The organism is Rhodopila sp., from assembly GCF_035548095.1.
In the GTDB taxonomy this organism is placed as follows: domain Bacteria; phylum Pseudomonadota; class Alphaproteobacteria; order Acetobacterales; family Acetobacteraceae; genus Rhodopila.
Window position 1 is genome coordinate 59,758 of sequence record NZ_DASZUV010000001.1, and the last position, 20,417, is coordinate 80,174.

At 66.9% G+C, this 20,417-nt stretch carries 20 protein-coding genes; 12 read left to right on the top strand and 8 right to left on the bottom strand.

All coding sequences use genetic code 11. The features are described 5' to 3' along the window. Positions 1-6: 6 nt before the first annotated feature. The 5 genes from VHC04_RS00255 to cobA form a co-directional block, all read right to left on the bottom strand. Complete coding sequence (locus VHC04_RS00255) at positions 7-534, bottom strand: 2'-5' RNA ligase family protein (RefSeq protein WP_325676722.1); 528 nt, start codon at positions 532-534, stop codon at positions 7-9. A gap of 129 nt (positions 535-663) precedes the next feature. Then, complete coding sequence (locus VHC04_RS00260; RefSeq protein ID WP_325676724.1) at positions 664-999, bottom strand: hypothetical protein; 336 nt, start codon at positions 997-999, stop codon at positions 664-666. Positions 1,000-1,003: 4 nt separating this feature from the next. Then, positions 1,004-2,710, bottom strand: a complete 1,707-nt coding sequence (locus VHC04_RS00265) for an NADPH-dependent assimilatory sulfite reductase hemoprotein subunit (RefSeq protein WP_325676726.1) — start codon at positions 2,708-2,710, stop codon at positions 1,004-1,006. A gap of 17 nt (positions 2,711-2,727) precedes the next feature. Next, on the bottom strand, positions 2,728-4,485 hold the full coding sequence (locus VHC04_RS00270) for a diflavin oxidoreductase (RefSeq protein WP_325676728.1): 1,758 nt from the start codon (positions 4,483-4,485) through the stop codon (positions 2,728-2,730). A gap of 10 nt (positions 4,486-4,495) precedes the next feature. Then, entirely contained in the window at positions 4,496-5,320 is an 825-nt protein-coding gene (cobA, locus tag VHC04_RS00275; protein ID WP_325676730.1) for a uroporphyrinogen-III C-methyltransferase, read from the bottom strand. A gap of 259 nt (positions 5,321-5,579) precedes the next feature. On the opposite strand from cobA, the gene VHC04_RS00280 reads away from it, so the two are divergent. The 5 genes from VHC04_RS00280 (at position 5,580) to VHC04_RS00300 (ending at position 11,598) form a co-directional block, all read left to right on the top strand. Continuing rightward, on the top strand, positions 5,580-7,880 hold the full coding sequence (locus VHC04_RS00280; RefSeq protein ID WP_325676732.1) for an NADP-dependent malic enzyme: 2,301 nt from the start codon (positions 5,580-5,582) through the stop codon (positions 7,878-7,880). Further along, the gene (locus VHC04_RS00285) at positions 7,877-8,419 is read left to right on the top strand and encodes a hypothetical protein (RefSeq protein WP_325676734.1); all 543 of its coding nucleotides are present in this window, start codon (positions 7,877-7,879) and stop codon (positions 8,417-8,419) included. Before VHC04_RS00280 ends, VHC04_RS00285 begins: the two co-directional genes overlap by 4 nt. 183 nt (positions 8,420-8,602) lie before the next feature. After that, positions 8,603-9,472 carry a UTP--glucose-1-phosphate uridylyltransferase GalU gene (galU, locus tag VHC04_RS00290; protein WP_325676736.1) on the top strand — a complete coding sequence of 290 codons (870 nt, stop codon included), beginning with the start codon at positions 8,603-8,605 and terminating at the stop codon, positions 9,470-9,472. Positions 9,473-9,490: 18 nt separating this feature from the next. Further along, positions 9,491-10,900: a phosphoglucomutase/phosphomannomutase PgmG gene (gene pgmG, locus VHC04_RS00295; RefSeq protein ID WP_325676738.1), complete on the top strand. Its 1,410-nt coding sequence runs from the start codon at positions 9,491-9,493 to the stop codon at positions 10,898-10,900. A gap of 137 nt (positions 10,901-11,037) precedes the next feature. Next, a complete protein-coding gene (locus VHC04_RS00300; protein ID WP_325676740.1) occupies positions 11,038-11,598 on the top strand; it encodes a flavoprotein in 561 nt (186 codons plus the stop codon). 179 nt (positions 11,599-11,777) lie between these two features. Here VHC04_RS00300 and VHC04_RS00305 read toward each other — a convergent pair whose 3' ends face one another. The 3 genes from VHC04_RS00305 to phnF are packed head-to-tail and all read right to left on the bottom strand — an operon-like array spanning position 11,778 to position 14,325. Continuing rightward, the gene (locus VHC04_RS00305) at positions 11,778-12,428 is read right to left on the bottom strand and encodes a TIGR00645 family protein (RefSeq protein ID WP_408903760.1); all 651 of its coding nucleotides are present in this window, start codon (positions 12,426-12,428) and stop codon (positions 11,778-11,780) included. After that, positions 12,394-13,545, bottom strand: coding sequence for an alpha-D-ribose 1-methylphosphonate 5-triphosphate diphosphatase (locus VHC04_RS00310; protein ID WP_325676744.1), 1,152 nt, complete (start codon positions 13,543-13,545; stop codon positions 12,394-12,396). The genes VHC04_RS00305 and VHC04_RS00310 overlap by 35 nt, the downstream gene beginning before the upstream one ends. 30 nt (positions 13,546-13,575) lie before the next feature. After that, on the bottom strand, positions 13,576-14,325 hold the full coding sequence (phnF, locus tag VHC04_RS00315; protein ID WP_325676746.1) for a phosphonate metabolism transcriptional regulator PhnF: 750 nt from the start codon (positions 14,323-14,325) through the stop codon (positions 13,576-13,578). 104 nt (positions 14,326-14,429) lie between these two features. Here phnF and phnG point away from each other — a divergent pair, with 104 nt between their 5' ends. From phnG to VHC04_RS00350, 7 genes are all read left to right on the top strand, one after another. Next, positions 14,430-14,891 (top strand): phosphonate C-P lyase system protein PhnG, encoded by a 462-nt coding sequence (gene phnG / locus VHC04_RS00320; RefSeq protein WP_325676747.1) that lies wholly within the window; start codon positions 14,430-14,432, stop codon positions 14,889-14,891. Beyond that, entirely contained in the window at positions 14,888-15,460 is a 573-nt protein-coding gene (phnH, locus tag VHC04_RS00325) for a phosphonate C-P lyase system protein PhnH (RefSeq protein ID WP_325676749.1), read from the top strand. Before phnG ends, phnH begins: the two co-directional genes overlap by 4 nt. After that, on the top strand, positions 15,460-16,551 hold the full coding sequence (locus VHC04_RS00330; RefSeq protein WP_325676751.1) for a carbon-phosphorus lyase complex subunit PhnI: 1,092 nt from the start codon (positions 15,460-15,462) through the stop codon (positions 16,549-16,551). Before phnH ends, VHC04_RS00330 begins: the two co-directional genes overlap by 1 nt. Further along, positions 16,548-17,414: an alpha-D-ribose 1-methylphosphonate 5-phosphate C-P-lyase PhnJ gene (locus VHC04_RS00335; RefSeq protein ID WP_325676753.1), complete on the top strand. Its 867-nt coding sequence runs from the start codon at positions 16,548-16,550 to the stop codon at positions 17,412-17,414. The genes VHC04_RS00330 and VHC04_RS00335 overlap by 4 nt, the downstream gene beginning before the upstream one ends. Continuing rightward, positions 17,411-18,187, top strand: coding sequence for a phosphonate C-P lyase system protein PhnK (phnK, locus tag VHC04_RS00340; RefSeq protein ID WP_325676755.1), 777 nt, complete (start codon positions 17,411-17,413; stop codon positions 18,185-18,187). The genes VHC04_RS00335 and phnK overlap by 4 nt, the downstream gene beginning before the upstream one ends. A 391-nt stretch (positions 18,188-18,578) precedes the next feature. Further along, a complete protein-coding gene (gene phnL / locus VHC04_RS00345) occupies positions 18,579-19,268 on the top strand; it encodes a phosphonate C-P lyase system protein PhnL (RefSeq protein ID WP_325676757.1) in 690 nt (229 codons plus the stop codon). Then, positions 19,265-20,404, top strand: a complete 1,140-nt coding sequence (locus VHC04_RS00350) for an alpha-D-ribose 1-methylphosphonate 5-triphosphate diphosphatase (protein ID WP_325676759.1) — start codon at positions 19,265-19,267, stop codon at positions 20,402-20,404. The genes phnL and VHC04_RS00350 overlap by 4 nt, the downstream gene beginning before the upstream one ends. The last annotated feature ends 13 nt before the right edge of the window (positions 20,405-20,417 follow it).

A 20,417-nucleotide genomic window follows, 5' to 3' on the forward strand; every position in this document is an offset into this window, starting at 1 on the left:
GTCCCATCACGCCTCCAGCCTTTGGCTGAACAGGATGCCGACCGGCCGGAACCGGACCAGTTCCAGCCGGTCCAGATATCCGCCGATCGGACCGGACCACGCGGATACCACCGCGTCCAGCAGCGCGCCGGCCGGCACGTGGGCTTCCTTGCTCAGAGTGACATGTGGCACCCAGTGGTCTTCCCGATAGTGCGGATGCGGCTCGAACGGGATGGCCTCCAGCAAGTGACGGTGGAATGCGAGCAACCTGGCGGAGGGTGCCGGCGCGGCCCATAGAACCGGTGGTGTGCCTGGAAATATCGCCAGACCCGCCAATGTCACCGCCAAGCCCGGTGCATCGGCAGCCAGCCGCCGCAATGCGGACTCAATCGGTGGTATGGGCGTCTCGTCCGGGAACACGGCGAGGGTCACGTGCGGCCGGTACCCCAGGCGCAGAACGTCGTCCACGCCCAGACGATCAGCCAAGGTTCGCAGCAGGCGCTTGACAGAAACGGCGGCAGCCGGACTGAGACACAATGTGACAGCGAGCGGCATGCGGGGCGGCTCTCAGGCGGTGACGGGACGCATGCCCCGGAGCTTCCCGCGGAAGCCGGACGCCGTCCATCGCCTTTCGTGACACCCCCAGGCGATGACGGTGCAGCGCCCCGGTGCGCCGCCGACCTCTCAGCCTCCCGTATACGCAGCCAGGGCAGCGGCAACCCACACCGCCAGCGACCATAGCACGAACAGCGTCAACTGGGCCCGCACCGGCAGCACCGGGGGAGGCGCGTCCGCCGGCAACGGGCGGCCGCCATTCAGCGCCAGCGCCGTCAGCGGCAGGAAGACCACGAAGCTCGCCATGGTCGCCAGCAGCAACCCTGTCACGCATGCGGCCGCGCCCAGGGCGGGCCAGATCGCCAGCGCAACCAAAACGTGCGGCAGGCCGGGCAACCACGGCTGACCGCCCGACCGCGCGGCGGGGCCAAAGGACAGTCCAGTCAGGACACGAACGGCACGCATGAGGTCAGCTCCTCAGATCTGAAGCGAGGTTTTCGTGGAAATCGAGGCCGGTAACGGTCGCCGCGACATGGCCGGTACGGATCACGAAGTCGCCGAAGCGTTCGTTCCGCTTCCGTGCTTCAGCGAAAGCGGCAAATAGCGGCGACAACGCGGCGACGATGCCGTCGTCATCGACGTCGCGGCGATACAGCTTGTTCAGCCGCGTGCCCTCATGCGCGCCGCCGAGATACAGATTGTATAGCCCAGGCCCGCGGCCCACGATGCCGATTTCAGAGATATACGGCCGGGCACAGCCATTCGGGCAGCCGGTCATGCGCAGGGTGATGTCTTCCTGCGCAAGGCCGAACCGATCCAGCTCCTGTTCCAGCCGCGTGATCAACGCCGGCAGGTAGCGCTCGCTCTCGGCCAGGGCCAGGCCGCAGGTCGGCAGGGCGACGCAGGCCATGGCGTTGCGGCGCAGGCCACTTTGCGCATCATCCAGCCCGTGCTCCGCCAGCAGCGCCTCCACCATCGGTCGTGATGCCGGCGGGATATCGGCGATGATGATGTTCTGGTTCGGTGTCATGATGAAGCGCCCGACATCCAGTTCCGCGATCCGGTGCAGGCCGGTCATCATCTTCCGATGCGGCAGGTCGTGGATGCGCCCGTTCTCGATGAACAGGGTGACATGCGAACGACCGTCTTCGTCCTCGGCCCAACCGGGGCGGTCGCCGGTGGATTCGAAGGTGAACGGACGCGGCGGCCCCAGCCTGTGCGTCAGGCGGTCGTTCACCAGCGTGACGAACCTGTCCAACCCCAGCGTGTCGATGGTGTATTTCAGCCGCGCGTGCTTGCGGTTCGAGCGATCGCCGAAATCGCGCTGGACGGTCACCACCGCCTCCGCCACCGCGATCACGTCATCGGCGTCGCAATAGCCGATGACGTCGGCGTTGCGCGGATAGGTTTCCGGTTCGCCATGCGTCATGCCCATCCCGCCGCCGGCGGCCACGTTGTAGCCGACGATCCGGCCCCGTTCGACGACCGCGATGAAGCCCAGGTCCTGGGCGAAGACATCAACATCGTTCCGCGGTGGGATGGCAATACCGATTTTGAATTTCCGGGGCAGATAGGTGCGGCCCAGGATCGGCTCCTCCTCGATCACGCCGCCGGCGATACGCTCCTGGCCGAGCCAGATCTCATGCCAGGCGCGCGTGCGCGGCAGCAGATGGCCCGATATGTCGCGGGCCAGCGTCGCCACCGCCTCATGCAGGCCGCCGCGCGATGGATCGGTGGTGGCGATGACGTTGCGGTTCACGTCGCCGCAAGCGGCGATCGTATCGAGCGACATCGCCGCCAATCCCCGCATCAGCGGTGTCAGGTTGCTTTTCAGCACGCCGTGGAACTGCACCGTCTCCCGCGTCGTCAGCCGAATAGTGCGGTTGCCGCGTTCCAGCGCGAGTTTCTCGATGCCAAGCCATTGCTGCGGCGAGACGATACCGGCCGGCACGCGCATGCGCACCATGTAGCTGAATGCCTTCTCCATCCGTTGCCGGCCGCGTTCCGCGCGCAGGTCGCGGTCGTCCTGCATGTAGAAGCCATGGAATTTCGTCAGTTGCGTATCGTCGTCGGCTAGGGCGCCGGTATCCACGCGTGTCAGGCCATCAGCGATCGTGCCGCGCAGGAACCGGCTTTTTTCCTTGATCCGCTCATTCGCCGATAGCGGGCGTTCCATGTCCATCGTCAGAACCCTCAATACACGTCGCGCAGATACCGCCCATCGCGGCGGATCGCATCGAGTTCGGCCTTGGCCGCGTCCTCATCCTGGTTGCCCTGGTCGGCCAGGACGCGCAGCAATGCCGCATGCACGTCCCTTGCCATGGCATTGGCGTCACCACAGACGTACAGCGACGCGCCGTCCTTCAGCCACGCATACAGGTCCCGCCGCGCGTCCCAGAGCGCATGCTGGACATAGCGCTTCTCGGGCTGGTCGCGGGAAAAGGCGACATCCAGCCGGCTCAGCAAGCCGCTCTTGACCCAGTCCTGGATTTCCAGCTGGTACAGGAAGTCGTGCGTGTAGTTGCGATGCCCAAACAGCAGCCAGTTGGCGCCCTGGGCGCCCGTCGCCTCGCGTTCCTGCAGGAAACCGCGAAACGGGGCGAGGCCGGTGCCGGGTCCGACCATGATCACCTTGCGGTCGGGTTCCGCCGGCAAGCGGAAATGCGGGTTCGGACGCAGGAAGACGTGCAGATGGCCGCCTGCGCGCGACCGTTCCGTGATGTCCACCGAGGCAACGCCGCTCCGGTCGCGGTCATGCGACCGGTACCGCACCGCGCCGACCAGCAGATGCGCTTCCTCGCCCACGGCCTTGCGGCTGGACGCGATCGAGTAGTAGCGGGGCGTCAGCGGCCGTAGCAGCGCCGTCAATTGCTCCGTCGACAGCTTCCCCGGCGCACGCTCCAGCAGGTCGATCACCTGCCGACCGGCAAGCCAGTCCGCTGGCGGAACCTCGGTGCCCGTGAGCCGCGCGAACGTTTCGGCTTGCGGCGCGGTCAGAGTGGTGATGTCCAGCCGCTGCGTCAGCGTCTCTCGCAACGCCGCGTCGCCGCCCTGCCCGGCGGTGTCCAGAATGGCGTCGACCAAGGCCGGATCATTGCGCGGCACGACACCCAGGGCGTCACCAGGCTCGTAGGTGATGCCAGACCCTTCCAGCGACACGCCGACATGATAGGTGTCCGACGTCGAGCGGCTGCCGGACAGGCGGACATGCTCGATGATTTCAGCGGCGAAGGGACGTGCGCGGGTCGGCTGGTCCGCCTCCGCCTCGCTGCCCGAACGGACGAAATCGACATGGATGACCGAGGTATCCCCGGCCGCACCCGCCTCGGCGCCGAGCCGCTGCAGGGTCTGGTCGATCCAGCCCTGCGCCGGCGTCTCGTAATCGACATCGCATTCGATGCGATCCGCGATCCTCGCCCCGCCCAGCGCCGCGAGCCGTTCATCGATCCGCCGCCCGATCTCGCAGAATTGGGCATAGGCGCGGTCACCAAGCGCCAGCACCGCGTAGCGCGTCTTTTCGAAACGCGGCGCGCCGTTGGCCATCAGCGATTCATAGAAATCCTGGGCGCGTTGCGGCGGATCACCTTCGCCCCAGGTGGCGGCAACGATCAGCAGATTCTCGACCCCGGCGGCCTGGGCCGGCGTGAAGTCCGCCATGTCCTGCACCTTGGGGGCGAAGCCCAGCTTCGACGCGGCCTTGCGAGCCTGGTTGGCCAGTGCCTCGGCGTTGCCGGATTCGGTGCCGAACAGGATGGTCAGCGGGACACGTTTCGCTGGCGGCGCGGCGGGCGGAGCAGCGGCGCGCGAATCGTTGGCAGCCTGAAGTCCCGCCAAAAAGCCGGACAGCCAGGCGCGCTGCTCCGCCGAGGCGGCACCGATCACGCCATTCAGCGCGTCGATCTGATCGGCGGCGAACGGCGCCGAGCTGGGCAGTAGAACTGCGGTTTTCATCATGTCTTCCTCAACCCACCGCGCGCCGCGGCATGGTTTTATCCGTAACTTTCATCGGCTCGGTCTGCTGCCAGCCAGCCAGCAGCGGACGCAGCGCCAGAACTGGTCCGCTGACGACCAACGTCGCCGCGTCGGCCGGAACCTCGGCGCCGGTCTCGGCCACCACCGCCAGCGTCGTGATCCGGACTTCCTGGTCAGGCCGCGTGGCGTTGCTGATCAGCGCGATCGCATCGTCAGGGTCGCGCCCGGCGTCGATCAGGCGTCGGGCAATCGCCGCGATGCGCCTCTGGGCCATGTAGAAGACCAGTACCTCCGACCCGCGGGACAGCGCCGTCCAGTCGACATCGGCCAGGTCCCCGCTGGAATCATGGCCGGTGGCGAAGGCCACGCTGCGGGCGAGGCCGCGATGGGTCAGCGGGATACCGGCAGCCGCGGTGCCGCCAATCCCGGCACTGATTCCGGGCACGATCCGGAACGGAATGCCGGCCGTGGCCAGCGCCAGGGCTTCCTCGCCGCCGCGGCCGAAAATCAGCGGATCGCCGCCCTTCAGCCGGACCACGCGCTGTCCCTGGCGTGCCAGGCGGATCAGCCGGGCATTGATGTACATCTGCTGGGTGCGGATGCCGCCAGCGCGCTTGCCCGCCAGTTCCAGCCGGGCGGGCCCGGCCAGGGCCAGGATCTCGGCCGGCACCAGTGCGTCATGCACCACCACGTCGGCCTGGCTCAGCGCGTATGCCGCATGCAGTGTCAGCAGACCGGGATCGCCGGGGCCGGCGCCGACCAGCCAGACCGAGCCTGGGACGAAGGCCGGCGGGTTGAGGTGGGGCAGATGCATCCACGAAGGGCCTGGTAAAAGGGGCAAATTCCGTCAGAAAGGAGGATATTTTTTCTCTGACCGCAAGATCACCCCGATAATTAAGATGTATTTTCTTTTTACGCCTTGGCGCCGACAGAGTTCTCCCACGCCGCGCCGGCCAGGGGCCAAATCCATCCTCGACGGCGCCAACCTGCCAGGCGGCTCCGATGACGCCCCTCCCGCCGTCCCACCCCTTGGGCTATGACAGCGGGCAACGACCCGGCTGGGGGAAACCTGAATGGATGACGACTTCCGAAAGGCCGCGCTGGACTATCATCGGCTGCCGCGGCCCGGAAAACTGGCGATCGAGCCAACCAAGCGCATGGCAACGCAGCGCGACCTGTCGCTCGCCTATTCCCCCGGCGTCGCCGCCGCCTGCGAGGCGATCAAGGCCGATCCCAGCGCCGCTTTCGATTACACCGCCCGCGGCAACCTCGTCGCCGTGATCTCCAATGGCTCCGCGGTCCTCGGCCTGGGCAATATCGGTGCGCTGGCCGGCAAGCCGGTGATGGAAGGCAAGGCCGTCCTGTTCAAGAAATTCGCCGGAATCGACGTGTTCGATATCGAGGTGGACGCCGCCGATCCGGACCGGTTCTGCGACGTGGTGGCTGCGTTGGAACCGACCTTCGGCGCGATCAACCTGGAAGATATCAAGGCGCCGGAATGTTTTGCCATCGAGCACGCGTTGCGCGCGCGCATGGGCATTCCGGTATTCCACGACGACCAGCACGGCACCGCCATCACGGTGGCCGCCGCTGTCCGCAACGGATTGCTGCTGCAGGGAAAGGACATCGCGGACGTCCGGCTGGTGACTTCGGGCGCGGGGGCGGCGGCGCTGGCCACGGTCGATCTGCTGGTTTCGATGGGGCTGCGGCCGGAAAACGTGACGCTGACCGACATCAATGGCGTGATCCGGTCCGACCGGCCCAACATGCTGCCGAACATGGCGCGCTACGCCCGAAACACCGACGCGGGCACGCTGGCCGACGTCCTGGCGGGGGCCGATATCTTCATGGGCCTGTCCGCCCCCCGCGTGCTGAAACCGGAATGGCTGCCACTGCTGGCGGAGCGTCCGCTGATCCTCGCGCTGGCCAATCCCGACCCGGAAATCGACCCCGACCTGGTCCGCGCCGCCCGGCCCGACGCGATCGTCGCCACGGGACGCAGCGACTATGCCAACCAGGTCAACAACGTCCTGTGTTTCCCGTTCATCTTCCGCGGCGCGCTGGATGTCGGTGCCTCGACGATCAATGAGGACATGAAGATCGCGGCGGTCGAGGCGATCGCGCGTCTCGCCCGCATCGAGGCAAGCGAGGTGGTCGCCGCCGCATATGGCGGAGCGGCACCGGTCTTCGGCCCCGATTATATCATCCCCAAGCCCTTCGATCCGCGGTTGATCCTGGAGATCGCGCCCGCCGTCGCCAGGGCCGCGATCGCCAGCGGCGTCGCACGCCGCCCGATCGCCGATTTCGGCGCCTATCAGCGGGAACTGGAACGGTTCGTCTTCCGCTCCGGCTACCTGATGCGTCCGGTCTTCGCCGCCGCCGCGCGGGCGCCAAAGCGCATCGCCTTTGCCGAGGGCGAGGACGAACGTGTGCTGCGCGCCGCCCAAACGCTGGTGGATGACGGCATCGCACGCCCGGTGCTGCTGGGCCGGCGCGACGTCATCGCAGCCAAGGTCAAGGAGATGGGGCTGCGGCTGGACCTGGACGGGGCAACGCGGGTTCTCGATCCGGACCGTGACAGCGCGGTATTCGAACCGCTGATCCCGCGCTATCAGCTGCTGGCCGGCCGACGCGGCACACCGCCCGACCCCGCGGCGCGGCGGATGCGCACCCGTCCCTCGGTGGCGGCGGCGATGCTGCTGGACGACGGGCAGGTGGACGCGGCGATCTGCGGCGGCACCGGCGCCTGGTGGCGGCAGATCCAATATATCCTGCCGATCATTCCCCGCCGGCCGGAGGTCGACCGCGTCTACGCCCTGTCCTGCCTGATCCTGCAGACCGGCGTGCTGTTCATGTGCGACACCTACATGGTGGTCGACCCGACAGCAGAGCAGATCACGGAAATGACCCTGCTGGCCGCCGAGGCGGTGCGCGGTTTCGGGCTGACACCCAAGGCCGCCCTGGTATCGCATTCCAGCTTCGGCGCCAGCGACAGCGACACCGCGCGGAAGATGCGCCGCGCCCTGGCGATGATCCGCAAGAAGGCGCCACATCTGGAAGTAGACGGCGAGATGCACGCCGACGCGGCGCTGGTGGAGGCGATCCGCAACCAGGCGGTGGCGGATAGCCGGCTGACTGGGACGGCAAACCTGCTGATCATGCCAACGCTGGACGCGGCCAACATCTCCTTCAATGTACTGAAGGCGGCGGCGGACGGGCTGCCGATCGGGCCCATTCTGCTGGGCATATCCAAGCCGATCCATGTGGTCGTGCCCAGCGTCACCGCTCGGGGCATCGTCAACCTGAGCGCCCTTTCGGTCGTGCAGGCGCAGGGCCATATCGACGGGACGGTTCCGACGGACACGCCCTCATGATCTGGTTGTTGCTTGGCGCCCTGGTCCTGTTCAGTCTGGTCGCGGCCCTGCGCGCGTTCGAGCGGGCGTCGGTGGGCTCGATCAAGGCATTGCTGGCCTGGATCGCGGCGCTGGGCGGGCTGACTTTGGCCCTGATGTTGACCCTGACCGGCCGCGGCGGTGCGGCGGTCGGCGCATTGGTGATGTTCGGGCCGCTGGTCTGGCAGAAGGTGCAGGCGGCCCGGATGCAATCCTTTGCCCGGCGCGCGGGAGCAGGACAGCATGGCCCGCAAAGCCCGGGCGGGGCGGCCCCCGGCCAAGGTTCCGCCCGGGGTTCCGGCCAGGGTTCCGCCCAGGGCTCCGGGTCACGGGCACGCACCGGTGGCAGCGCGATGTCACGCCAGGAAGCGTACGATATTCTGGGCCTGCGGCCAGGTGCCGGGGAAGCCGAGGTGCGGGAGGCACATCATCGCCTGATGCGCGGGGCACACCCGGATGTGGGGGGATCGGCGTGGCTGGCGACACGCATCAACCAGGCGCGCGATGTCCTTTTGGGTTGAACGACACGCGGCCATGGCCTCTGCGGCATCGCAGCATCGTGTTATCACTCTCACGCCTTTGTACGCCGCATAGACCGCCGCGCCGCCATATTTCCGCCTGCCCCAGTGGCTAACCCGAATCCGAATGGCTAACCCGAAATTGGCTAGTCCGACGTTCACTCGATTCAGAAACGGAGACAATGGGTGACCAAGAAATTGCGCAAGGCCGTCCTTCCTGTCGCCGGCCTTGGAACGCGGTTCCTGCCGGCCACCAAGGCGACCGCCAAGGAAATGCTGCCGGTTGTCGACAAGCCCCTGATCCAATACGCGATCGAGGAGGCGCTTGCCGCCGGGATCGATGAATTCTGCATGGTCACCGGCCGTGGCAAGGCCGCGCTGGTCGAACATTTCGATATTGCCTATGAGCTGGAAGCCACGCTGCGGGAGCGGAACAAGACCGAGGCGCTGGATCTGCTGGAGGGTACGCGGGTCGAGCCCGGCTCCATTTTGACCGTCCGCCAGCAGGTGCCACATGGGCTCGGGCACGCGATCTGGTGCGCGCGAGCCTTCATCGGCGATGATCCTTTCGCCATCCTGCTGCCGGACGATCTGGTGCTGGCCGAGACGCCGTGCCTGGCACAGCTCGCCGAAGCCTATTACGAGACCGGAGGCAACATCGTTGCGGTCACCGAGGTTCCGCGCGAGCACACAAACCGGTATGGCATCCTGAAGACCGGCCGCGATGATGGACGGCTGGTTGAGGTCAAGGGCCTGGTGGAGAAGCCGGCGCCCGACAAGGCACCATCCAACCTGTCGATCATCGGCCGTTACATCCTGATGCCGGACGTAATCAAATATCTGGCGCTGATGGAACGCGGCGCGGGCAATGAAGTGCAACTGACCGATGGCATGGCGCGCCTGATCGGCGAACAGCCGTTCCACGGTCTGCGTTATCAGGGAACGCGCTTTGACTGCGGCGACAAAGTAGGGTTTCTGGAAGCCCAGATCGCATTCGCACTGAAGCGGCCGGATATGGCCCAGGCGGTGCATGCGTTCCTGAAGAAGTACGTCTGACGATACAGAGGGGTCTCCATGGCGTTTTCCCACCGTTTCGACCCGACTGTCCTGCGCGAATACGACATCCGCGGTATCGTCGGCCGCACGCTGCACGAGGCGGATGCCTTCGCGATCGGGCGGGTATTCGGTTCGATCGTCGTGAAAGGCGGTGGCAAGCGCGTGGCAGTCGGTTACGACGGGCGGCTGACCAGCCCATCGCTGGAACAGGCACTGGTGAATGGCCTGAAGGCCAGCGGGCTGGAGGCGCTGCGGATCGGCCGCGGCCCGACGCCGATGCTGTATTATACCGCTACCAAGCTGCAGACCGATGGTGCGGTGATGGTCACCGGTAGCCATAACCCGCCGGACTATAACGGCTTCAAGATGATGCTGGGCCGCAAGCCGTTCTTCGGCGCGCAGATCCGTCAGATCGGCGACCTGGCCGCCGCCGGGGACGTGGTGCCGGAGGCGCAGGGATCGGACAAGACCATCGACATCGTCGACGACTACGTCGCCCGGCTGCACGCGGACTGGGACGGCGGTGATCGAGCGCTGAAGGTGGTGTGGGATAACGGCAACGGCGCGGCCGGTGAGGTGTTGAAGAAGCTGGTCGCCACCCTGCCCGGTGAGCACATCGTCCTGAACGGCGCGATCGACGGCACGTTTCCGGCCCACCATCCGGACCCGACCGTCCCGGCAAACCTGGCGCAGCTGATCGAGGCAGTGAGCGCGCACAAGGCGGATGTCGGCATCGCCTTCGACGGCGACGCCGACCGCATCGGCCTGGTGGACGACCAGGGCCATATCCTGTTCGGCGACCAATTGCTGGTTCTGTTGAGCCGCGACGTCCTGAAGGCCAAGCCCGGCGCCACCATCATTGCCGACGTGAAGGCCAGTCAGGTGCTGTTCGATGAGATCGCCAAGGCCGGCGGGACGCCGCTGATGTGGAAGACCGGCCACTCGCTGATCAAGTCGAAAATGGCCGAAACCGGCAGCCCGCTCGCCGGCGAAATGTCGGGCCATATCTTTTTCGCGGATCGCTGGTATGGCTTCGACGACGCCTTGTACGCGGCTGTTCGTACACTGGGCATCATCGCCCGCACGCCGGGCAAGGTGTCCGCATTCCGCGGCGCGCTGCCTGTGGTGATCAATACGCCGGAAGTCCGTTTTGATTGCGACGATTCCCGGAAATTCGCGGTGATCGAGGAGGTGGCTGCCCGCCTGGCCGCCGAGGGTGCGAACGTGGCGCCGACCGACGGCGTGCGGGTGCTGACCGATGACGGCTGGTGGCTGCTGCGCGCATCCAACACGCAGGCGGTCCTGGTCGCGCGCGCCGAGGCCACGACCCAAGCGGGACTGGAGCGGCTGAAGGCGGCGCTGGTGGCGCAGTTGAAGGCATCGGGGCTGAACGAGCCGGACTTCTCCGGCAGCCACGCGGGACACTAGGCGGAGGGCGCGGTCATGAGCGAGGCGTATCGGTCAACCGGAAAGGCACCGCACGCTGACCGCATGGGCCGGCACCTGGCGCAAAGCGGCCCGAGAAGGCGACGCCCGCGCCCAGGGTGCCGATCCGATGGTACAACATGGTAGCGCCCCCGATCCCTTCCGAACGCCCGCCCGGCCGTCTGGAGACGCTTTATCTGCTGATCAGCGGCACGACCACGGCGGCGCGTGGGCCAGAAATCCTCACCAGCCTTGTCGGGCTGGGATACAGCTCTGTCATCGTGATCCCGACGCCGAATGCGGCCCGCACCATCGCCGGCCGAGAGTTGGCCGACACACCCGGCGTGCAGGTCGTGGAATCCTATTTTGATCGCGCGATCCGTCCGCGCCCGCCGCTCGGCGTCTTGCTGTTCGCACCGTGCAGCTTTAACTCCTTGAATAAGCTGGCACAGGGGATCGCCGATTCACTGGCGCTGTCCGTCGCGGCCGAGGCAATCGGCCGCCAGACGCCGGTCATCGTCGCGCCGTCTCTCAACGCGCCGCTGCTGGCTCATCCGATCGCGCAGGCATCGCTACGGACACTGGCCAGTTGGAGAGTCACCATCGTGCCGCCGGTGGATACCGGCGATGGGCCGCGCCTGGCCCCCACCGAAACACTGGTCGCGGCGGTTCGGACGGCCGATCCGCCCCTGCCCGCATAGCCAAGGCCGACAGCAACGCCGCGTCGCCCCGCCGGCGCCGGCTCGAACCCCGGCTGCTGGCGCGCGATCGCCTGAAGCCGGCGGCGAGGCGGCGTGACCCGCGCTCTTGAATCGAAGAGTTGATAGAGCAGGATAGGGTCAGGTTGACCCTATCCTGCTTCAAGACTGCCCTGTGCCTCCTATTGCTCCGGCGGATGGCTGATGCGGTTCATCAGAGCCAGGAGCAGGCCCGACACCAGGAATGTCACATGGAGGATCACCGACCACAGAAGGTCGTTCGCTGGCTGATCACCGATATTCATGAACCGCTCCAGAAGCTGGATCGCCGAAATCGCTATGATCGCGGTGATCAGCTTCATCTTCAGGTCGGTGAAGTCGACGTGGCCCATCCATTGCGGCTGCTCCAGACCACCCAGGTGGCGCATGGGCGCGATGAAGTTCTCGTAGCCGGCCAGGATCACCATCAGCAGCAGGTTCCCGGTCAGAGTGATGTCCACGAGCTTCAAGCTGTCCACCATGGCGGTGTTGAAGTCGAGCCCGACATAGCCGGGCACCAGCGACACCAGCTTCTGCAGGAACTTGAATGCCAGCATGACCAGCGACAGGATCAGCCCGAGGTAGAGCGGGAGCATCAGCCATCGGCTGGCGAACATGACTCGTTCGATGATGTACCGAAATCCCACGCCTGCCTCGCCATCAACCGTCACGACCGGACCACATGCCGTGTTCCGTGCCGCAGTGCAATAAACTTGAGGAAGGCGGACGCCACGTTCCTTGACGCGGATCAGATGTCCCCTATCGCCAGGACATCCGCGTGCTGGCCGCCGCATTCAGATGGGCGATGCGCCCCTCGACGATGGTCGCCAACAGGCGGCCGTCCACCGGGTCCACAACGACGAGGTCGGCGCGCTTGTCGGCTTCGATGACGCCGCGATCATGCAGATTGCCGGCCCTGGCGGGGTTTTCCGAGATCAGGGCCCAGGCCTCCGCCAGGCCCAATACCCCCCGCTCCGCCAGGATGAAAGCCGCTCGGCTCATCGCTGGATAGTAGTAGTCCGAGGTCAGCACACGGCACAGCCCGGCTTCCGCCAGCCGTGCGGCAGAGGCCCAGCCCAGATGCGATCCGCCGCGCACCACATTGGGACAGCCCATTGCCACGAAGTCGCCGGCGGCGACGGCGGCCTCGGCGACGGACTCGCCCATCGGGAACTCACAGATCCGGGCGCCACGGGCACGGAAACCGTTGCGGACCTCGACGCTGTCGTCGTCGTGGCTCGCCATGGGCAGACCAGCGGCCGTGGCCGCCGCGGCAATGCGATCCAGGCCAGCCGGTACCGCGTCGGCGCGCGCGGCAACGGAATCCGCCAAGGCCCTGAATGCGGCCATCTTCATGCCGGCGCGCCCGGCGTATTTGGCACCCTCGACCGCGTCATTCAGTTTCCGGAGGATCGACGGCGTGTGGTCGTTGAACGCCACGAGATGGACACGGCCGGCCTCGATATCGGCAACGGCGGTGTCGAGCGCGTCGAGGTTGTAGGCCTCCCATCGCAGATGCACGCGCATGTCGCATGTCCATTGCCCCGCCGCGAGTGCATCCAGGATGGCGCGCCAGGCCGCGAGGCTGCGCAGACCCGGCTCCCAGGACAGCGTCACGCCATGGAAGGCCGTGGTGATGCCGTTGGCGAGCAGTTGCGCCTCGGTATCGCGCAAGGCGAGGTCGACGGGAAAATCGACACCGGGCCGCGGCTGGATCTGGCGCTCGAACGCGTCGCCGTGGAGGTCGACAATGCCCGGCAGGACCAGCAGTCCCGATACGTCCAGCAGCGCTGAACCGGCTCCGGCATCCCCAACGCTGTCGATACGGCCGCCACGCACCGCCACATCCACGCGCTGAAGACCGTCCCGCGGCAGAAGAACGGTGCCGCCGGCCAGGGAAAGATCACGCATCGTCGGCACCTTTCAGGGTTCGAATACGATTCAGGGTTCGAACACGATTTGCACGCGGGGCGTGGGGTAGCAACCCAGGGAGAATTCGATGATCGTGCCGAGGCGGTCGACGTTCACGCTTTCGGTCACCAGCACCGGGCGACTGCGCGCCATGCGCAGCAGATCCGCCTCGGTGGGCGTCGGCATTCGCGCGGTCACCCTGGTCTGCTGACGCAGGTAGTCGTCGATGCCGGCTTTCCGAAGTGCCTCGGTGATCGAGGGGGTGGCGTGCAGCGCCTCCTCGATGCCCCTGAGCCGCGCCGCGGGGAAATAGTGCCGGGTCAGGGAGACCGGGCGGTCGTCGGCGAAGCCGATCCGTTCGAGCAGCACCACGCGGCTGCCCGCGCGCATGCCAAGACCCCGCGCGACCCGCTGCTCCGCCGCCATCTCCTGCAGGCGGAGCACACGCCCGGACGGTTCCTTGTTATGGCGGCGTATCCATTGCGAGAACCGGGTGCGCGCTTCGACAGCATAGTCCAGGACATCCTCGGCAACGAACGTGCCCCGGCCCTGCTCTACGCGGACCAGGCCATCGCGGGACAACTCCTCCAGCGCGCGACGGACCGTGTGGCGGTTGACGGCGAAGCGGGCGGACATTTCTGCTTCGGTTGCCAATTGCGTTCCTGGCGGGCTGATACCATTGGCGATATCCTCCCGCAGCGCGGTGGCGATCTGGCGCCACAGCGCCACCCCGGCCTGGCGCTGGACCGGATGGATCAGCACGTCATCCGCGGGCGTCATAGACTTTTCATCCACTCCTCCATCCGGCGCTGCCAGAACGCGGTTGACCATACGCCGATGCACGCTTAGTCGTCTAGACATCTACACAGCACCGGGTGTTTGCAATGACAGCCGAGACAGCCCATCCCGATCCGGCGCGCCGCCGCTGGATGTCCATCCTCGCGAGAGCAGGCGCGGCGCCGATCCGCCAGGGACTGGCCGCCTGCGGCACCCTGCCGCCATATACCGTGATCCGCGGACCGGAGGATGGGCTGGTGATGGTGCGCGGCCGGGTCGGCGGCGGCGGCGGTCCCTTCAATCTTGGCGAAATGACGGTCACGCGTTGCACCATCCGCACCGCGACCGGGTGTGTGGGTCACGCCTATGTGGCTGGGCGGGATGGACCGCAGGCTGAAGCCGCCGCCCTGGCGGATGCGTTGATGCAGGATCCGGACTGGTCCGAGGCCGTCGAACGTCATGTGATCGCTCCGCTCGCCGCGGCGCAGGAGGCGGCACGCGCCGATCGCGCCGCCAAGGCAGCCGGTACACGGGTCCAGTTCTTCGCCATGCAGACGACACGCGGATGAGCGCTTCCCTGTCCCCCGGCTTCGCCGATCCGGTCGCGGACTCCCAGACCTGCTTCCGCGCCGTGCTGGACGCGCTGTCGCATCCCGGGCGGGTGCGTCGCGTGCCTGTTCTGGAAGCGCCCCACCCGCTATCACCGGCCGCGGCGGCCGTGCTTCTGACCCTGGTGGACCACGAGACGCCGCTCTGGCTGGACCCGCGGGCCGAGGCAGCCGCGCCGTGGATCACGTTCCACACCGGCGCGCCCATGACGGCGGCCGACGCCGCCGGCTTCGCGCTCGCGCTGTCCCTGCCCGATCTGACCAGCGTGCCGGCTGGCAGCGATGAAATGCCGGAAGCATCGGCCACCGTGATCCTGGAAGTGCAGTCACTGTCCTCCGGCCCCGGCTTCCGCCTGGCAGGGCCCGGATTGCGGGAACCGGCAACATTCCACGTCGACGGGCTACCGGCTGACTTCGCTGCGCGCTGGGCGGCGAACCATGCGCTGTTCCCCCGCGGCATCGACCTGATCCTGTGCGCCGGCGACATGGTTGCCGCATTGCCGCGCAGCATCACAGTGGGAGACGCCTGATGGCATACGTAGCGGTCAAGGGCGGCGAGAGGGCGATCGACGCCGCCCATGCCTGGCTGGCGGAGGAGCGGCGGGGCGATCCGGGCGTGCCGGAATTGTCGGTGACGCAGATCGCAGCCCAACTGGGGCGAGCGGTCGATCGGGCGATGGCCGAAGGGTCGCTGTACGACCGCGAATTGGCGGCACTCGCAGTGAAACAGACCTCCGGCGACCTGATCGAGGCGGTGTTCCTGTTGCGAGCCTATCGCACCACCCTGCCCCGCTTCGGCTATTCGGAGCCTGTCGATACCACGATGATGGCGATCTGCCGGCGGGTATCGGCCATCTTCAAGGATCTGCCTGGTGGCCAGGTTCTGGGGCCGACGCATGACTACACGCACCGGCTGCTGGATTTTTCATTGCTCGGTCCGAGCGATGCCGCAACGACATCGCGCGCGGCACCCGATGACGGCGTGATGCCGCGGGTACCGGACATTCTGGGGCAGGAAGGCCTGATGGAAAGCGATGGTGGCGCAGCCGACGAGCCGGGGGACCTGACGCGCGAACCTCTGCGCTTTCCGGCCGGCCGCGACGTCCGCCTGCAGGCTCTCGCTCGGGGCGACGAAGGCTTCGTCCTCGGCCTCGGTTACTCCACCCAGCGCGGTTATGGAGGCGCCCATCCCTTCGCCGGCGAGGTCAGGATGGGCGAGGTATCCGTGGAATTCGTCCCGCCTGAGCTTGGTTTCGCCATCGATATCGGCGACATCGTGCTGACCGAATGCCAGATGGTGAACCAGTTCAAGGGCTCGAAGACCATGCCGCCGCAATTCACCCGCGGCTACGGACTGGTCTTCGGATTCAGTGAACGCAAGGCCATGGCCATGGCACTGGTTGATCGGGCGATGCGCGCGGCGGAGCTGGGCGAGGATGTCACGGCGCCGGCACAGAACGTCGAGTTCGTGCTGTACCATTCGGACAATATCGAGGCGACCGGCTTCGTCGAGCATCTGAAACTGCCGCATTATGTGGATTTCCAGAGCGAGCTGCAGAACGTGCGGCGGCTGCGGGCGGAACAGGAACGGATGGGCCAGGAGAAGGAAGCCGCCGAATGAAAGGCTACAACTTCGCCTATCTCGATGAGCAGACGAAACGGATGATCCGCCGCTGCGTGCTGAAGGCGGTCGCGATCCCCGGGCACCAGGTGCCGTTCGGCTCTCGGGAGATGCCGTTGCCCTATGGCTGGGGAACGGGCGGGATTCAGGTGACGGCGTCGATCCTGGGTTCGGGCGACACACTGAAAGTGATCGATCAGGGCGCGGACGATACGACGAACGCCGTGTCCATCCGACGCTTCTTTGCCCGCACCGCCGGCGTGCGGACAACCACCGCGACCGCCGAGGCGACGGTGATCCAGACTCGCCATCGCATTCCGGAACGACAGCTGCGGGAGGACCAGATCATCGTCTACCAGGTGCCGCAGCCGGAGCCGCTGTTCCGCCTGGAGCCGAGCCGGCAGGAGACGCTGCGGATGCACGCGCTGGCGGATTACGGGCTGATGCACGTGAAACTGTATGAGGATATCGCCCGTTTCGGTCAGATATCGATCAGCTACGACTATCCGGTGATGGTGAACCAGCGCTACCTGATGTCGCCCAGCCCGATTCCTGCCTTCGACAATCCGAAGATGGACATGATGCCGGCACTGCAACTGTTCGGCGCGGGACGGGAGAAGCGGATCTACGCGATCCCGCCGTGGACGCGGGTGAGATCGCTGGATTTCGAGGATCATCCGTTTCGCGCGATCAATGCGCCGCATGCGTGCGGGCTGTGTGGATCGACCCATTCCTATCTGGATGAGGTCGTCACCGACGACCGCGGCGGCCGGCTGTTCGTCTGCTCCGATACCGATTACTGCGCTGAACGCCGGGCGGCCGGCCATGTCGGCAGCGACGGGATGAAGGAGGCCGCGGAATGAGCGACGCGACGCTGCTGTCGGGGCGCGGCCTCGGCCTGGCCTTCGGATCGGTGACCGCTCTGGCGGATGTCGATATCGACCTGTGGCCGGGGGAGATGCTGGCGATCGTCGGCGAATCGGGCTCCGGCAAGACGACGCTGCTGAACGTGCTGTCGGGCCGCGTGCGGCCGGATCGGGGCGTTGTCTCGTATCGCGACCCGGATGACCGGCTGCATGACGTGCATGCCATGCCGGCCCCGGCGCTGCGCGCGCTGCACCGGTCCGACTGGGGATTCGTGCATCAGGACCCTCGCCAGAACCTGCGCATGGGCGTCAGCGCCGGCGGCAATGTCGGTGAGCGCCTGATGGCACAGGGCTCTCGGCATTACGGGAACATCAGGGCGGCGGCGCTGGACTGGCTGGCGCAGGTGGAGATCGACGGCAGCCGAATCGACGACCTGCCGCGGACATTCTCGGGCGGCATGCAGCAGCGGTTGCAGATCGCCCGCACCCTGGTGACGCACCCGCGGCTGGTGTTCATGGATGAGCCGACGGGTGGGCTGGATGTCTCGGTGCAGGCGCGGTTGCTGGACCTGATCCGGTCGCTGGTCGCCCGGCTGAAGATCGCGGTGGTGCTGGTGACGCACGATATCGCGGTGGCCCGGCTGCTGGCGCACCGGATCGCCGTCATGCAGCGTGGGCATATCGTGGAAACCGGCCTTACCGATCGGGTGCTGGATGATCCGCACCATCCCTACACACAACTGCTCGTCAGCTCGGTCCTGAGTGCATAAGTATGCAGCGATTACAGGGGCTTGAGAGGGCACGTACAGTCTGGTATGGACCCGGGCACCGGGGAGCGTTGCTAGCATCCTCCGGCCCCGGTGTAGGTCAGAGGCGGATCTTGATTTCGATCTTGACCCACCTCTTCCCCCACCGGATCAGGATAATGACGTGGAATGTCATTGCCATTCTCCGATGGCGGCGTTGCCCTGGTAACGGTGCAACGCGCTCCGTCTTCTCCGGGACGCGCCGCGACCAGGCCGACCGATCGGTGATCGGCGCGGTTTCGTCCTCGCGGACTCCTCAGGCGGCGGCTAACGGACATAGAGAGGGGGCACCTCGGACCTACCGGCCGAGGGAACCGCGAAATCGTGAATCAAAGGTTAGCGGGAGGGTGGCGGCATGACCGTGTTGCTGCGCACGCACGGGCTGACGAAATCCTTCACCCTGCATTTGCGCGACATGCGCATGCCGGTGCTCTCCGGCATCGATCTGTCCGTGCGGGCCGGAGAGTGCGTGGTGCTGTCAGGCCCGTCCGGAGCCGGCAAGACCACGCTGATACGCAGCCTGTACGGCAATTACCAGGCTGACGGCGGAACGATCGAGGTGCGTCATCGCGGCGCCATGCTCGATATCGCCGCCGCCGATCCCAGGATCATCCTGGCGGTGCGGCGGGAAACCGTCGGCTATGTCAGCCAGTTCCTGCGTGTCGTACCGCGCGTGTCGGCGCTGGACGTGGTCACCGAGGTGCTGCATGGCCACGCCCCCGAAGCCGCGCGGGCAGCGGCGCGGGACCTGCTGCTGCGCCTCAACATCCCGCTTCGCCTGCATGGCATCCCGCCCGCGACCTTCTCCGGCGGCGAGCAGCAACGCGTGAACCTCGCGCGCGGCTTCATCGCCGGCCACCCCATCCTGCTGCTGGATGAGCCGACCGCCAGCCTGGACGCCGCCAACCGCGCAGTGGTTGTGGACATGGTGCGGGAGGCGAAAGCGCGCGGGACAGCGATCGTGGCGATCTGCCATGATGTGGATGTCCGGGACGCCATTGCCGACCGGCTGTTCGAGATGACGCCCCTGCAGGAAGCAGCATGACCGCCGAGACCGTTCTGACCAATGCCATCCTCGTCCTGCCGGACGAAGTCGTCCGGGGAACCATTGTCATCCGTGACACCAGGATCGCCGAGATCCAGCCCGGCCGGTCCGCCGCGGCGGGCGCCGTGGACCTGGGGGGCGACACAGTCATGCCCGGCGTCGTCGACCTGCACACCGACAACCTGGAGCGGCAGGTACAGCCGCGCAGCCTGGCGCGCTGGCCGTCCCGCTCCGCCATGGTCGCGCATGACGCGCAATGCGCCGCGGCCGGCGTCACCACCATCCTGGACGCGCTGTGCCTGGGCGATCTGGGCTTCGACAAGGACCGCATCCAGACGTTCAAGGACGGCGTCGTCGACCTGGACGCGCTTTGCGAGGCCGGGCTGCTGAAATCCGACCACTACCTGCATCTGCGCTGCGAGGTACCGGCGACGGACGTGCTGGAACTGTTCGATCCCGTCGCCGATCACCGCCTGGTACGGATGATCAGCCTGATGGACCACAGCCCGGGCGTCGGCCAGTACGCCAATCTCGACTTTTATCGCGACCTCCGCCGGCGCGGCGGCCTGGATGACGAGACAATCGAGCGCCGAATGCGTGAGATGCAGGAGCAGCGGGCGCGAACGCGCGATCCGAACCGCCGCGCGCTGCTGGACCGGGTCCGTGACCGCGGGATCGCCGTTGCCAGCCACGACGACCGCACGGTCGAGGAAGTGGCCGAGAATGCCACGGACGGAATCCGCATCAGCGAATTTCCCGTCACCATGGAAGCGGCCCGCGCCGCCAAGCAGGCGGGCATGCAGGTGATCGCCGGCGCACCGAACATCGTGCGCGGCGGGTCCCATTCGGGCAATGTCGCCGCCGCCGACCTCGTGCGGGCCAAGGCGGTGGATGCCTTCGCCTCGGACTATGTGCCGCCCAGCCTGATCGAGGCGGCATTCCAGTGCGCGCGGGATGTGGGGATCACGCTGCCCCAGGCGGTGGCGATGGTGACGGACCAGCCGGCCCGGATGGTCGGCCTGACCGACCGGGGTCGCCTGGAGCCCGGCCTGCGCGCCGACCTCGTCCGTATCCGGCTGCTCGGCGCGCTGCCGGTGGTGCGGCAGGTCTGGCATGCCGGCGAACGGGTCATCTGATGGCGGTCATCTG

Excerpts from the sequence above, each read along its gene's own strand:
- phnL (WP_325676757.1), top strand. The coding sequence starts at position 18,579 with ATGACCGTGTTGCTGCGCACGCACGGGCTGACGAAATCCTTCACCCTG.
- VHC04_RS00285 (WP_325676734.1), top strand. The coding sequence starts at position 7,877 with ATGATCTGGTTGTTGCTTGGCGCCCTGGTCCTGTTCAGTCTGGTCGCG.
- VHC04_RS00270 (WP_325676728.1), bottom strand. The coding sequence starts at position 4,485 with ATGAAAACCGCAGTTCTACTGCCCAGCTCGGCGCCGTTCGCCGCCGAT.
- phnH (WP_325676749.1), top strand. The coding sequence starts at position 14,888 with ATGAGCGCTTCCCTGTCCCCCGGCTTCGCCGATCCGGTCGCGGACTCC.
- VHC04_RS00310 (WP_325676744.1), bottom strand. The coding sequence starts at position 13,545 with ATGCGTGATCTTTCCCTGGCCGGCGGCACCGTTCTTCTGCCGCGGGAC.
- VHC04_RS00300 (WP_325676740.1), top strand. The coding sequence starts at position 11,038 with ATGGTAGCGCCCCCGATCCCTTCCGAACGCCCGCCCGGCCGTCTGGAG.
- VHC04_RS00335 (WP_325676753.1), top strand. The coding sequence starts at position 16,548 with ATGAAAGGCTACAACTTCGCCTATCTCGATGAGCAGACGAAACGGATG.
- VHC04_RS00330 (WP_325676751.1), top strand. The coding sequence starts at position 15,460 with ATGGCATACGTAGCGGTCAAGGGCGGCGAGAGGGCGATCGACGCCGCC.
- VHC04_RS00305 (WP_408903760.1), bottom strand. The coding sequence starts at position 12,428 with ATGCGGCGGCCAGCACGCGGATGTCCTGGCGATAGGGGACATCTGATC.
- cobA (WP_325676730.1), bottom strand. The coding sequence starts at position 5,320 with ATGCATCTGCCCCACCTCAACCCGCCGGCCTTCGTCCCAGGCTCGGTC.
- pgmG (WP_325676738.1), top strand. The coding sequence starts at position 9,491 with ATGGCGTTTTCCCACCGTTTCGACCCGACTGTCCTGCGCGAATACGAC.
- phnK (WP_325676755.1), top strand. The coding sequence starts at position 17,411 with ATGAGCGACGCGACGCTGCTGTCGGGGCGCGGCCTCGGCCTGGCCTTC.
- phnG (WP_325676747.1), top strand. The coding sequence starts at position 14,430 with ATGACAGCCGAGACAGCCCATCCCGATCCGGCGCGCCGCCGCTGGATG.
- VHC04_RS00350 (WP_325676759.1), top strand. The coding sequence starts at position 19,265 with ATGACCGCCGAGACCGTTCTGACCAATGCCATCCTCGTCCTGCCGGAC.
- VHC04_RS00265 (WP_325676726.1), bottom strand. The coding sequence starts at position 2,710 with ATGGAACGCCCGCTATCGGCGAATGAGCGGATCAAGGAAAAAAGCCGG.
- VHC04_RS00260 (WP_325676724.1), bottom strand. The coding sequence starts at position 999 with ATGCGTGCCGTTCGTGTCCTGACTGGACTGTCCTTTGGCCCCGCCGCG.
- phnF (WP_325676746.1), bottom strand. The coding sequence starts at position 14,325 with ATGACGCCCGCGGATGACGTGCTGATCCATCCGGTCCAGCGCCAGGCC.
- VHC04_RS00280 (WP_325676732.1), top strand. The coding sequence starts at position 5,580 with ATGGATGACGACTTCCGAAAGGCCGCGCTGGACTATCATCGGCTGCCG.
- VHC04_RS00255 (WP_325676722.1), bottom strand. The coding sequence starts at position 534 with ATGCCGCTCGCTGTCACATTGTGTCTCAGTCCGGCTGCCGCCGTTTCT.